General features: G+C 71.1%; 9 protein-coding genes. 2 read left to right on the forward strand and 7 right to left on the reverse strand.

The window, feature by feature from the left end; genetic code table 11:
- The first annotated feature begins 10 nt into the window (after window positions 1–10).
- Window positions 11–1,261: a phosphopentomutase gene (locus tag ACFWHU_RS30110; protein WP_387228642.1), complete on the forward strand. Its 1,251-nt coding sequence runs from the start codon at window positions 11–13 to the stop codon at window positions 1,259–1,261.
- A gap of 59 nt (window positions 1,262–1,320) precedes the next feature.
- Here ACFWHU_RS30110 and ffh read toward each other — a convergent pair whose 3' ends face one another.
- From ffh to ACFWHU_RS30135, 5 genes are all read right to left on the reverse strand, one after another.
- Complete coding sequence (gene ffh / locus ACFWHU_RS30115) at window positions 1,321–2,871, reverse strand: signal recognition particle protein (RefSeq protein WP_385798565.1); 1,551 nt, start codon at window positions 2,869–2,871, stop codon at window positions 1,321–1,323.
- Between the two features lie 159 nt (window positions 2,872–3,030).
- Window positions 3,031–5,481: a [protein-PII] uridylyltransferase gene (locus ACFWHU_RS30120; protein ID WP_387228645.1), complete on the reverse strand. Its 2,451-nt coding sequence runs from the start codon at window positions 5,479–5,481 to the stop codon at window positions 3,031–3,033.
- A gap of 238 nt (window positions 5,482–5,719) precedes the next feature.
- Entirely contained in the window at window positions 5,720–6,058 is a 339-nt protein-coding gene (locus tag ACFWHU_RS30125) for a P-II family nitrogen regulator (RefSeq protein ID WP_078074856.1), read from the reverse strand.
- Window positions 6,055–7,341, reverse strand: a complete 1,287-nt coding sequence (locus ACFWHU_RS30130) for an ammonium transporter (protein WP_385798569.1) — start codon at window positions 7,339–7,341, stop codon at window positions 6,055–6,057. Before ACFWHU_RS30130 ends, ACFWHU_RS30125 begins: the two co-directional genes overlap by 4 nt.
- A gap of 345 nt (window positions 7,342–7,686) precedes the next feature.
- Window positions 7,687–9,159, reverse strand: coding sequence for a hypothetical protein (locus tag ACFWHU_RS30135; protein WP_385798571.1), 1,473 nt, complete (start codon window positions 9,157–9,159; stop codon window positions 7,687–7,689).
- Between the two features lie 447 nt (window positions 9,160–9,606).
- Between ACFWHU_RS30135 and ACFWHU_RS30140 the strand changes: the two genes are divergently transcribed.
- On the forward strand, window positions 9,607–10,266 hold the full coding sequence (locus ACFWHU_RS30140) for a bifunctional DNA primase/polymerase (protein WP_387228647.1): 660 nt from the start codon (window positions 9,607–9,609) through the stop codon (window positions 10,264–10,266).
- Window positions 10,267–10,418: 152 nt separating this feature from the next.
- Here ACFWHU_RS30140 and ftsY read toward each other — a convergent pair whose 3' ends face one another.
- The gene (gene ftsY, locus ACFWHU_RS30145) at window positions 10,419–11,627 is read right to left on the reverse strand and encodes a signal recognition particle-docking protein FtsY (protein WP_385798575.1); all 1,209 of its coding nucleotides are present in this window, start codon (window positions 11,625–11,627) and stop codon (window positions 10,419–10,421) included.
- Window positions 11,628–11,727: 100 nt separating this feature from the next.
- Window positions 11,728–13,152 (reverse strand): sugar porter family MFS transporter, encoded by a 1,425-nt coding sequence (locus ACFWHU_RS30150; protein ID WP_387228650.1) that lies wholly within the window; start codon window positions 13,150–13,152, stop codon window positions 11,728–11,730.
- Window positions 13,153–13,203 lie beyond the last annotated feature (51 nt).

Raw genomic sequence — 13,203 nt, forward strand, 5'->3', positions numbered from 1 at the left:
AGCCAGAGCCATGAGCACGACCGTGATCGTCGTGATCGACGGATTCGGTGTCGGCGCGATGCCGGACGCGGGGGCGCTACGGCCCGGCGATCTCACCGCAGACACCTGCGGGCATGTACTCGATCACTGCCGCGCGGCGCTGGGCCGGCCGCTCCGGCTGCCCGCGCTCGGGGCGCTGGGCCTCGGTCTCGTGCATCCGCATCCGGATCTCGCCCGCCGCACCGACCGCCCCGTCGCCGCGGGCCGGGCCGCTCTCGGCTACCCCGGGGCGGACACCTTCGCCGGGCATCAGACCATGATGGGCGCGGACTTCAGCCGGGTCACGGTGGCTCCGCTCGCCGGGCATCTGGAGGAGGTGAGCGGCGCGCTGAAGTCGGCGGGCCACCTTGTCGAGCCCCTGGCGGGACGGCCGCTCCTGCTCGTCGACGGCGCCGTCCTGGTCCACGACAACCTGGAGGCCGACCCCGGCATCAACTGGAACGCCTCCGGGCGTCTGGACGACATGTCCTTCGACCGCATCCTCGCCATCGCCCGTACGGTGCGGGCCATCGCGCCGGTCGCCCGCGTGATCGCGGTCGGCGGCCACGCGGACGGGGCGCTCGCCATGTACGTACGGGACGGCGACGGCGGCACCGTGGGCCTGGACACCCCGGCCACCGGCTTCTACCGCAACGGCGGCCTCCAGGTGCGGCATCTGGGCGTGGAGCTCGACCACACCCGGCAACTGCCCGACGTCGCCGCCCGCGCCGGCGTCCCGGTCACCCTCGTCGGAAAGGCGGCGGACATCCTGGCGTGCGAAGCCGCCGTGCGTCGCCCCGCCGTCGCGACGGGTGAGGTCCTGGAGCACACGCTGGCGGCGGTACGGGGCGGGCGGGGCGGCCTCGTCGTCGCGAACGTCCAGGAGACCGATCTCGCGGGCCACCAGCAGGACACGGGGCGCTACGGGAACGTCCTGGAGCAGGTCGACGTCGGGCTCGCCGAGCTGACGGGGCTGCTCACCGCGCCGGGCGACCGTCTGATCGTCACGGCCGACCACGGGAACGATCCGACGATCGGGCACGCCTACCACACACGCGAGTACGTCCCGGTACTGATCCACCGCCCGGACGCCACGGGGATCGAACTCCTCCCGGACGCGGCCACCTTGGCGGACGTGGGGGCGACGGCCGCGGCCGCCCTGGGCCTGGACGCGGGCGCCCTCACGACGGGAGCGACGCTGCTCGGCCGACCAGCGGGTCACACCGCTCGTCGGCCGCGCTGAGTACCGCCCCGTCCAGGGCGAAGAGGCGCGGCACCGAGCGGCCGCCGGCGGAGCGGGCCTCAGCCCATGAACTTCTTGAATTCGTCGGGCAGTTCGAAGTTCTTGTCCGCCTCGGCCGCCGGCAGGCCGAACGCGCCGCCCGACTGCGCCGCTTCCTCGCGCCGTACCGCGGCGGCCTGCTCCTCGGCCTTGCGCTTCATCGGGTTGCCGGAGCGCCGCTTCCCCTTGGCCTGCTTCTGCTGCTTCTTCTGCCTGCCGGGTCCGCCGCCCGAGCCCGGAGCGCCCGGCATTCCCGGCATCCCGCCGCCCTGCGCCATCTTCGACATCATCTTGCGGGCCTCGAAGAACCGCTCAACCAGGCTCTTCACGGCGCTGACCTCGACGCCCGAACCCTTGGCGATGCGCGCCCGGCGTGAACCGTTGATGATGGTCGGCTCGTGCCGCTCACCCGGCGTCATGGACTTGATGATCGCGGCGGTGCGGTCGACGTCCCGCTCGTCGATGTTGCTGATCTGGTCCTTCATCTGCGCCATGCCGGGCAGCATCCCGAGCAGCTTCGAGATGGAGCCCATCTTCCGGACCTGTTCCATCTGCGCCAGGAAGTCGTCGAGCGTGAACTCCTTGGGCCCCTTCGCCAGCTTCTGGGCCATCTTCTCGGCCTCGGCCTGGCTGAAGGTCTGCTCGGCCTTCTCGATGAGGCTGAGCATGTCGCCCATGTCGAGGATGCGGGACGCCATGCGGTCCGGGTGGAACGCGTCGAACTCGTCCAGCTTCTCGCCGTTGGAGGCGAACATGATCTGCTTGCCGGTGACGTGTGCGATGGACAGCGCGGCGCCGCCGCGGGCGTCGCCGTCGAGCTTGGACAGCACCACGCCGTCGAAGCCGACCCCGTCGCGGAAGGCCTCGGCGGTGTTGACCGCGTCCTGGCCGATCATCGCGTCGACGACGAACAGGACCTCGTCGGGGTTGACGGCGTCGCGGATGTCCGCGGCCTGCCGCATCAGTTCCTCGTCGATGCCGAGACGACCGGCGGTGTCGACGATGACGACGTCGTGGACCCTGTCCTTGGCGTACTTGATCGAGTCCTCGGCCACCTTGACCGGGTCGCCCACACCGTTGCCGGGCTCCGGCGCGTACACCGAGACGCCCGCGCGCTCGGCCACGACGGCGAGCTGGTTGACGGCGTTGGGGCGCTGGAGGTCACAGGCGACCAGCAGCGGGGAGTGTCCCTGTCCCTTGAGCCAGAGACCCAGCTTGCCCGCGAGGGTCGTCTTGCCCGCGCCCTGGAGACCGGCGAGCATGATCACGGTGGGCGGCTGCTTGGCGAAGCGCAGGCGCCGCGTCTCGCCGCCGAGGATGCCTACGAGCTCCTCGTTGACGATCTTGATGATCTGCTGGCTGGGATTGAGCGCCCGCGAGACCTCTTCACCGCGTGACCGCTCCTTGACCTTCGCGGTGAAGTCGCGGACCACGGGGAGCGCGACGTCCGCCTCGAGGAGCGCGATGCGGATCTCGCGTGCGGTGGCGTCGATGTCCGCCTCGGACAGTCGCCCCTTGCCGCGGAGGGTTTTGAAAGTCGCTGAGAGGCGATCGGAGAGGGTATCGAACACGGCGCTCGTAGGTCCTCAGGGGTCGGGGGCAGAGTGGATTGCTCTCCAGGGTATCCGGCCCGGCAAATACGAGGGGCCGTGCCCGGTGGGATTGCCCCGACGGGGCCCTCCGACGCGGCGTCGTCCCCGCCCCGTGCCGCGACGGTCCGCCGCCCCGCGTCACCCGCGCAGGGCCTCCTCCACCGTCTTCGCGACCGTCGTCGCCTCCCCCGACGTCAGGAGGGCCCCGTCGGGGCGGGTGACGTACACGGTGTCCACCACGTTCGCACCCAGCGTGGAGACGTGCGCGCTGCGGACCCGTACCGCCGCCTCCTCCAGCGCCCGGCCGATCCGGTGGAGCAGGCCGGGGGCGTCCTGCGCGCGTACTTCGATGACGGTGGCCAGCTCCGAGCTGCCCGGCACCACCGCCACACGGGGCGGCGGCGCCTGTGTGCCGCGCCGTCGGGGATAGGCGGCCTCGCGCTCCGCGAGCCGGGACGGGATGTCGAGCGAGCCGTCCAGGGCCCGTACGAGGTCGGCGCGCAGCCGCGTCGCCTGGGGCAGGGAGCCGTACGTCGCCGCGACGCGCCAGCTCAGCAGCAGGACGTCGGAGACCTCGCCGAGCGCCGTCGGCAGTTCGACGGTGCGCAGATCGGCCGCCCGTACGGTGAGCCGATGCAGCGCGAGGACCCCTGCGGCGGCCGGCAGGACGCCGGGGCGGTCGGGGAGGGCGATCAGCAGTTCGACGCCGACCGGCTCCGGTTCGTCGCCCTCCTGGGGAGGCTCCGGCTGGGCGTGGAGGGACAGGACGGGGCCGCCGGTGCGCAGCGCCTCGACTACGAGGCGTTCCTGTTCCGCGCTGGTCACCACGGGGCGCGGGACGGCGGGCGCCTTGCCCGCGAGGGCGGCGGCGACGCGGGCGACGAGGTCCGTGACGAGTGACCCGCGCCACGTGGACCACGCGGCGGGCCCGGTGGCGAGCGCGTCGGCCTCGGTGAGCGCGTGGAGCAGTTCGAGGGTGGAGAGCGAGTCGACCTTCTCGGCGACGGAGCTGACGGTCGCCGGATCGTCCAGGTCGCGCCGGGTGGCCGTCTCGACGAGCAGCAGATGGTGGCGTACGAGCGTGGCGACGATCTCCGCGTCGGCCCGGTCGAAGCCGATCCGCAGGGCGACGGAGCGCGCGACGGGCTCGCCGGCTACGGAGTGGTCTCCCGGCAGGCCCTTGCCGATGTCGTGGAGAAGGGCCGCGACCAGGAGCAGGTCGGGGCGGCTGACCCGGCGGGTCAGTGCGGACGCCTCGACCGCCGTCTCCACGAGGTGGCGGTCCACGGTCCAGGTGTGCACGGCGTTGCGCTGGGGCCGGCAGCGGACGCGCTCCCAATCGGGGATGAGGCGGGTGATGAGGCCTTCGGCCTCGAACGCTTCCCAGACGGCGACGGTCGGCTCCCCCGCGCCGAGCAGCGTGACGAACTCCTCACGCGCCGCGGCGGGCCACGGCACGGGCAGCGGGCGCGCGGCGGCGAGCCGCCTGACGACGTAGGGCGAGATCGGCAGCCCGGACTGGGCGGCGGCGGCAGCGGCGCGCAGGGGCAGCGCGGCGTCGCGTTCGACGCGCGCCGTCCTGGCGAGCACGGCCTCGCCGTCCTGCTCCACGACGCCTTCGGCGAGCGGCGTCCGCTCCGGGGCGGGCCTGCTGCCGCCCAGGAGGGCGCGCAGGCGCGGACGGGCGGCGCGGGAGCGCAGGACGCGGTTGACCTCGCGCCAGGTGACGTCGGAGGCGTACGACACGGTACGGGCCGCTTCGTAGACCTGCCGCAGGAGTTCGTCGGCGTCGGCGATGCCGAGGTCGGCGGCGACGCCGTCCTGCTCCTGGAGGGCGAGCCGGTCGGTGGCCCGCCCGGTCGTCAGGTGCAGGGCGTCGCGTACGTCGAGGAGCGCGCGGCGGGCGTCGGCGAGTCCCTCACGGGGGGCGTCGGCCAGCCAGGACGCGGCGACGGCGCGCAGCGCGGAGGCGTCCCTGAGCCCGCCCCGTGCCTCCTTGAGGTCGGGTTCGAGGAGGAACTGCAGCTCGCCCTGGCGCTCCGCGCGTTCGCGGCAGAGTTCGTCGAGTTCGGGAAGGCGCTTGGGGGCCTGGTTGCGCCAGTCGGCGAGTACGGCGGTGCGCAGCGCGGCGGTGGGCGCCGGGTCGCCGACGATGTGGCGGGCGTCGAGGAGCCCGAGTTGCACCTTCAGGTCCTGGCCGGCGGTCTTGCGGGCCTCGGCGGTCGTGCGTACGGAGTGGTCGAGGGCGAGCCCGAGGTCCCACACGGGGTACCAGACGCGGTCCGCGAGCGCGGCGATCGCCGCGGCGTCGGAGCTGCCGTCGTGCAGGAGGAGGAGGTCGAGGTCGCTGCGGGGGGACAGTTCGCCGCGTCCGTAACCGCCGACGGCGACGAGGGCCGCGCCCTGGACGCCCGCCTCGCGGGCAGCGGCGGTGAACAGGGCGTGCAGCCAGTCGTCCGTGAGCCGTGCCAGGGCGGCCCTGCGTGGCGGGCCCGATCGCGTCTTCTCGTGCAGCAGGCGCAGCCGGGCTGCCGCGTAGCCGCTGGGTCCCGAGTCCGGTCGTCCGGTCGTCTGTTCAGGGGTGGTCACCCGGCAGGTCCCGTCTTTCGGCGGGCGTCCCGCGTACGGAACGCCCGGTTTCGCTGCGCGTCCGGTCTCCGAGCGCGCTCGGTGTCTCAACTCGCGCGCCGTTGTCACGAGTTGGGCGCCTGCTCCCGCCCCGTCCCCGGAACGCGAGCGGCGCCGGACGCACCCCTTGACGGAGTGCGCCCGGCGCCAGAGCGTGCCCGCTCACCGAGCACGCGCTGGCATCGGACCGTGTCCGGTGTCAGAGGGCGTCGGGGCCGCGTTCCCCCGTGCGGACCCGGACCGCCGTGTCCACCGGCACGCTCCACACCTTGCCATCGCCGATCTTGCCTGTCCTGGCGGCCTTCACGACGACCTCGATGAGCTGCTCGGCGTCGCCGTCCTCGACGAGCACCTCGATGCGGATCTTCGGTACGAGGTCGACGGTGTACTCCGCGCCCCGGTAGACCTCGGTGTGGCCGCGCTGCCGGCCGTATCCGCTTGCTTCCGTGACCGTCAGGCCCTGGACTCCGAAGGCCTGGAGGGCCTCCTTGATCTCGTCCAGTCGGTGTGGCTTGACGACTGCGGTGATGAGCTTCATACATCCACCTTCTTGTTCCGCGCCGCGCCGGCGAGGTCCTTGTCCGTAGCGGTCACACTGCTGCGGCCCGAGGGCGAGCCTCCCACCGCGCTGAAGTCGTAGGCGGATTCCGCGTGGAACGCCATGTCGACACCGCTGGTCTCGTCGTCCTCGGACGCCCGGAAGCCGATGGTGACATCCACGATCTTGGCCAGGATCCAGGAGACCACGAAGGAGTACGCCATCACCGAGAAGGCGCCGATCGCCTGCTTGCCGAGCTGCGAGGCGCCGCCGATGCCGTCGACGGCCAGGACGCCGACGAGCAGGGTGCCGATGACGCCGCCGACGAGGTGGACGCCGACCACGTCGAGCGAGTCGTCGTAGCCCAGCTTGTACTTGAGGCTGACGGCCCACGAGCAGGCCGCTCCGGCGACGACGCCGATGAGCAGCGCGCCGAACGGGTTGACGTGAGCGCCGGACGGGGTGATCGCCACGAGACCGGCGATGGCTCCTGAGGCCGCGCCGAGCGTGGTGAACGCGCCGTGCCGGATGCGCTCGTAGATGAGCCAGCCGAGCATGGCCGCGCCGGTGGCGATCTGCGTGTTGAAGGCCATGATCGCGGACGTGCCGTTGGCGGCGAGGGCGGAGCCGGCGTTGAAACCGAACCAGCCGAACCACAGCAGCGCGGCGCCGAGAACCACGAGCGGCAGGCTGTGCGGCCGCATCGGGTCCTTCTTGAACCCGATGCGCTTGCCGACGACAAGGACCGCGGCGAGTGCTCCGATACCGGCGTTGATGTGGACCGCCGTACCACCGGCGAAGTCGATCACTTCCAGCTTGAAGAGCCAGCCGTCGGCCTGCCACACCCAGTGCGCGACCGGGAAGTAGACGACGGTGACCCAGAGGCCGATGAACAGGGCCCAGGCGGTGAACTTGACGCGGTCGGCGAGTGCGCCGCTCATCAGCGCCGGGGTCAGTACGGCGAACATCAACTGGAACAGGGCGAAGGCGTAGACGGGGATTCCCTCGTCGCCACCTGTGAGTGTCTCGGGGGTGATGCCCTTCAGACCGATGTGGTCGAAGTTCCCGAGCAGTCCTCCACCGATGTCGTCACCGAATGTGAGCGAGTACCCGTAGAGCACCCACAGCACGCTGACGATGCCGAGCGAGATGAAGGACATCATGAGCATGTTCAGGGCGCTCTTGACCCGGACCATGCCGCCGTAGAAGAAGGCCAGGCCGGGCGTCATCAACATGACGAGCGCGGCACTGATCAATACGAATGCGGTATCTGCGCCATTCAAGGCCGGCGTCTCCTCGTGGGTGGGAAATACGGCCCGTGCGGATGCTCTTACTTCTGTGGGCCGACTAGTGGTGAGGAGATTGACGTGGGGTGATTTCGGTCGATGCCACCCGATGTTTCACGCCAGTGACGAAGTGGTCCGGGGTGTTACGCCTGGATGAACTGCCGTGTCGCGGGGTGCGGCGATGGCAGAATCCGGCCGCGGCACCCACCGCGGTGACCTGGCGTGGGGAAGCCGTGCCGGACCGTACGGGGCAAGGACCGCGGCCGGGGGGGCTCAGAGGCCGTGGGGACAGGCGGGGCCCTCCACCGGCTCGGAGGACCCACGAGGCGTTCCACGGGCCGCTCAGACGGCTTCCGCGGCCTCCGGAAGCTCCTCGGTGAGCTGCTCGGTGAGCTGGTTGATCTCGGAGACGTCTCCGAAGTCCCTGGTGGCCGTGGTCACCGTCTTACGGAGCCGCGTGTTGACGCGCTCGGAGCGCACCTTCTTGGCGATGCCCAGCGCCTCCTTGATCAGCGGAGTGGACCGCTCGGGCTCCCTCTTGAGGAGGTGGACGGTGGCCATTCCGACGAGGTTCAGCGCGTACGACCGCTGATGCTCCTCGTCCTTCTCGAAGAGCTGGACGGCGCGCTCCATGACGGGCTCGGCGAGCGAGGCATACGTCGGGCTGCGCCCGGCGACGTAGGCCAGGTCTCGGTAGGAGTGCGCGTTCTCGCCGTTGAGCTCGGCCTCGGAGAAGAACCGGATCCAGTCGGGCTCCGGCTCGCCGTCCTCCCCGGCGTCGCCGAAGATGTTCTCCGCCATCCGCGCCGCGCGCTTGCACTTGCCGGGCTGCCCCATGTTGGCGTAAGCCCGCGCCTCCATCGCGTACAGCATCGACTGCGTACGGGCCGTGGCGCAGTCCCTGCTGCCGTACTGGGCGAGGTGGATGAGCTCCAGGGCGTCGTCGGGGCGACCGACATGGATCATCTGACGGCTCATGGAGGAGAGGATGTACGACCCGAGGGCCTTGTCCCCGGCCTCCTTGGCCGCGTGCAGGGCCAGGACGAAGTACTTCTGGGCGTTGGGCTGGAGTCCCACGTCGTAGCTCATCCAGCCGGCCAGCTCGGACAGTTCGGCCGCGCACCTGAACAAGCGCCGCGCCGTGGCCTCGGACTGCGACTCCTGAAGCAGGTCCGTCACCTCGTGGAGCTGGCCCACGACCGCCTTGCGGCGCAGACCGCCGCCGCACTGGGCGTCCCACTGGCGGAACATCACCGTGGTGGACTCCAGGAGGTCCAACTCCGGTGCGGAGAGCCGGGAGGGGCGGCGTGGCGTAGCCGCGTCCGCGGCGTCCTGTTCGGCCGGCGAGGTGGGCACGAGCCAGCGTTGCATCGGTTCGACGAGGGCGGGTCCGGCGGCGAGCGCCAGCGACGTCCCAAGGAAGCCGCGCCGGGCCAGCATCAGGTCGCTGCGTGAGAACTCGCTGATCAGCGAGACGGTTTGGGGGCCCGCCCAGGGCAGGTCGACGCCGGAGACCGACGGCGACTGATGCGCGGAGCGCAGTCCGAGGTCCTCGACCGAGACGACGGTGCCGAAGCGCTCCGAGAACAGCTCCGAGAGGATGCGCGGGATGGGCTCCCGCGGCTGTTCGCCGTCGAGCCAGCGGCGCACGCGCGAGGTGTCCGTGCTGATGTGGTGCGCGCCCATCTGGCGGGCCCGGCGGTTCACTTGTCGAGCGAGTTCACCCTTGGACCAGCCGCTGCGCCGGAACCACGAGCTCAACTGCTCGTTCGGGCGCTTGCCGGTAGCCGTACCGTCTGCGCCGCTGCCGCCCACTGGAACGCCCCCATTCGCTGAAGCCCTGTCGCGCGAACTTCTACCAGAATGCCGTCACTTACGGCCGTCTGTCCGGAGATCGCGCTCCTTCGAACAGAAAACCGAGTTGCCTGCGGCATAACCGCGAACGTGCGACTTCCCAGCGTTCGCGTACTCAAAGTAATCCTACGATCACCCCTCCGGCGAGGAGGATTCCATAAACGCCACCATTCGCCACCCCTTCGAATGAACTCGCCCACGGCCAGGCGCGATTCACTTGTCGAGTGACGATCAGGAACAGGTGGAGCGTTGCACGCGGGGGCGCGCGAGCCCGAACGCACCACCCAAGATGTCACTTCACACCACCGGAACGAGTACGAAGTTCGCGAAGAGGACAGAAATCCGACGGAGGGTAGCGACGGAACTCCGCATCGTAACTACCGACGAGTTCGACCCGTTGGAGGGGGCATGGGCTTCACGATCGGCGGGATCCGGGAGATGCGGTCCGGTACACGGCGCCGCGGGCGCGGTACCGAATTCACGACGGTGGCCGAGTACACCGGACTCTGGGGCTGGGACGTCGCCCCCGGCGCACGTGCCGTGGCGGGCCGCTGCTCCTGCGGCGAGGCCGAGTGCCCGGCACCGGGCGCGCATCCGCTGGAGGCCGGGCCGGAAGTCCCCGCGGGTGCCACGTTGGACGATGCCGCCAAGGCGTGGTCCGAGACCCCGGGAGCGGCCGTACTGCTGCCCGTGGGGCGCACTTTCGACATCCTCGACGTCACCGAACCGGCGGGCTGCCGCGCCTTGGTCAGGCTGGAGCGGATGGGGCTGCCGCTCGGCCCCGTCGCCGTCACGCCGACGGGGCGGGCGTACTTCTTCGTCGCGCCCGGCGCCGCCGCCGAACTGCCCAACCTGCTCTACCGGATGGGCTGGGACGACGCCGGCCTCGATCTGCGCTGTCTGGGCGCGGGCGACCATGTCACCGCCCCGCCGTCCGACCTCGGCGGCCTCGGGCCCGTCCGCTGGCTCCGGCCGCCGGCCCTGGACACGGCCGCCGATCCGCCGCAGGCGCGACTGCTGCTCGGCACCCTGGCGTACGTCTGCCACCGCTCGCCCGTCCGCGACTGAACCGGCCCCGACCGCGGCGCCGTCCGGGGCCGCGCCACGTCGCCTCCGTACGAAGGGCCCCACCGCGTGCGCACCACGCGGAAGGGCCCTTTCTTCGTACGCCGCCCCGTACTCCGCCGGGTACGGCGTCTCGTACGGTGCGTACCGCGTCCTCAGCCGTCGATCAGCGCGTCGACGAACGCCTCCGGCTCGAACGGCGCCAGGTCGTCGGGACCCTCGCCCAGCCCGATCAGCTTGACCGGCACGCCCAGTTCGCGCTGGACCGCGATCACGATGCCGCCCTTGGCCGTGCCGTCCAGCTTGGTCAGCACGATGCCGGTGATGTCCACGACCTCCGCGAACACCCGCGCCTGCACGAGGCCGTTCTGCCCCGTCGTCGCGTCCAGGACCAGCAGCACCTCGTCCAGCGGACCGTGCTTCTCCACCACGCGCTTGACCTTGCCGAGCTCGTCCATCAGCCCGGTCTTGGTGTGCAGCCGCCCCGCCGTGTCGATGAGGACGACATCGGCGCCCTCGGCGATGCCCTCCTTGACCGCGTCGAACGCGATCGACGCCGGGTCGCCGCCCTCGGGGCCGCGCACCGTACGCGCGCCCACCCGCTCGCCCCACGTCTGAAGCTGATCGGCTGCGGCGGCGCGGAACGTGTCGGCGGCGCCGAGCACGACCGACCTGCCGTCGGCCACCAGGACCCGGGCCAGCTTGCCGGTCGTCGTGGTCTTGCCGGTGCCGTTGACGCCGACAACCATCACGACGCCCGGGGTGTCCAGGCCGCTCTCGGTCTTCACGGCGCGGTCGAAGTCCGTACGCAGCAGGGCGAGCAGTTCCTCGCGGAGCAGGGCCCGCAGCTCGTCGGGAGTACGCGTACCGAGCACCCTGACCCGCTCACGCAGCCGCTCCACCAGCTCCTGCGTGGGCGCGACACCGACGTCGGCGGTGAGCAGGGTGTCCTCGATCTCCTCCCACGTCTCCTCGTCCAGGTGCTCGCGCGACAGCAGCGTGAGCAGTCCCTTGCCGAGGGTGTTCTGCGAGCGGGCGAGGCGGGCGCGAAGCCTGACCAGACGGCCGGCCGACGGTTCCGGGATCTCGATCGCCACGGGCGGGGCGGCCACGACCGGGTCCTCGACGGCGGGCGGCGTCGCCGTCGCGTCGGGGAGGCCCACCTCCTCGATGGTGCGGCGGGTTTCCTCCCGCGGCGGCCCCGCCTCGTCGCCGACGTGCGGCTCGGCGGGCGGGGTCGTGATGGTCGGCGTGCTCGACGGTCCCGAGGGCGGCAGCTTCTTCCTACGGCTGCTGACCAGGAGCCCGGTGATTGCGCCGACAGCGACCACGGCGATGACTACGGCAAGAATGACGATGTCCACCACGTCATCTTCGCAGGCGATGACCCGCTTCGGCCGGTGGGGAGATTCCGGGCCCCGGCGGGGCGCCGGATCCCGGCCCCAGGGGCCGGCCCGGGGCGCCTCAGCCCATCTCCTCCAGCGCCTTGCCCTTCGTCTCGGGAATCCACTTCAGGATGAAGAAGACCGAGAGCAGGGCGAAGCCCGAGTAGATGACGTACGCCCCCGACAGATCCCAGTCCGACAGCGTCGGGAAGGTGACCGTGACGGCCCAGTTGGCGATCCACTGCGCCGACGCGGCCACACCGAGCGCCGCGGCCCGGATCCGGCCGGGGAACATCTCGCCGAGCAGCACCCAGACGACGACGCCCCACGACAGCGCGAAGAAGAGCACGAAGGAGTGGGCGGCGACGAGCGCCACCGTGCCCTGGGTGTTCGGGATGGAGATGTCGGTGCCGCTGCCGCTCTTGTGCGAGAACGCCCAGGCCGCCAGGGCCAGCGACACCGTCATGCCGACGGAGCCGATCAGCAGCAGCGGCCGGCGGCCGATCCGGTCGACGAAGATCATCGCGATGACGGTGCCGATGATGTTGATGATCGACGTGGTGAACGAGTAGAAGAACGAGCTGGTGGGATCGATACCGACGGACTGCCACAGCGACGCGCTGTAGTAGAAGATCACGTTGATGCCGACGAGTTGCTGGAGCGCGGAGAGGCCGATGCCGATCCAGACGACCGGCAGGAAGCCCACCCTGCCGAGCAGGTCCTTGAACGTCGGCTTGTGCTCCTTATGGAGGTTGGCCTCGATCTCCCGCACCCGTGCGTCCAGGTCGGCGTTCTTGTCCTCGACCTCGGCGAGCACGCCCCTGGCCGCTTCGTTCCTGCCGACGGAGATCAGGAAGCGGGGCGACTCGGGGATGGCGAAGGAGAGCAAGCCGTAGAGGATCGCCGGGACGACCATGACGCCGAGCATCCACTGCCAGGCCTCCAGGCCGCCGATCTCGCCGCGCTGGTCGCCGTCGGCGATCTGCAGGATGCCGAAGTTCACCAACTGCGAGAGGGCGATGCCCAGGACGATCGCCGCCTGCTGGAACGAGGCGAGCCGGCCGCGGTACGCGGGCGGCGAGACCTCCGCGATGTATGCCGGGCCGATGACGGAGGCCATGCCGATGGCGAACCCGCCGATGACCCGCCACATGGCGAGGTCCCAGAGCGCGAACGGCAGCGCGGAGCCGACGGCGCTGATGGTGAACAGCACGGACGAGATCTGCATGCAGCGGATACGGCCGATGCGGTCGGCGATCCGGCCGGCCGTCGCGGCGCCGATGGCGCAGCCGATCAGCGCGGCGGCGATCACCTGGGCCAGCGGGCCGGAGCCGATGTCGAAACGGTCCCTGATGGCCTCGACGGCGCCGTTGATGACGGAGCTGTCGTAGCCGAAGAGGAAGCCGCCCATGGCGGCTGCGGCGGTGATGAAGACGACGTGGCCGAGGTGCTCCGGGTGGGACTGTCGGCCGCCGGACCTCGGCGACTCCGCTGTGCTCGTCACATGGGGCTCCTGTGGCCGCCCGGAAGCTGCGCCGGGCGTGGTTGGAAAGCC

The organism is Streptomyces sp. NPDC060366 (assembly GCF_042725135.1).
Taxonomy (GTDB): Bacteria; Actinomycetota; Actinomycetes; order Streptomycetales; family Streptomycetaceae; genus Streptomyces.

Bases quoted from the DNA above. Each gene is read 5' to 3' on its own strand.
- ACFWHU_RS30110 (WP_387228642.1), top strand. From the start codon at position 11: ATGAGCACGACCGTGATCGTCGTGATCGACGGATTCGGTGTCGGCGCG.
- ACFWHU_RS30125 (WP_078074856.1), bottom strand. From the start codon at position 6,058: ATGAAGCTCATCACCGCAGTCGTCAAGCCACACCGACTGGACGAGATC.
- ACFWHU_RS30140 (WP_387228647.1), top strand. From the start codon at position 9,607: ATGGGCTTCACGATCGGCGGGATCCGGGAGATGCGGTCCGGTACACGG.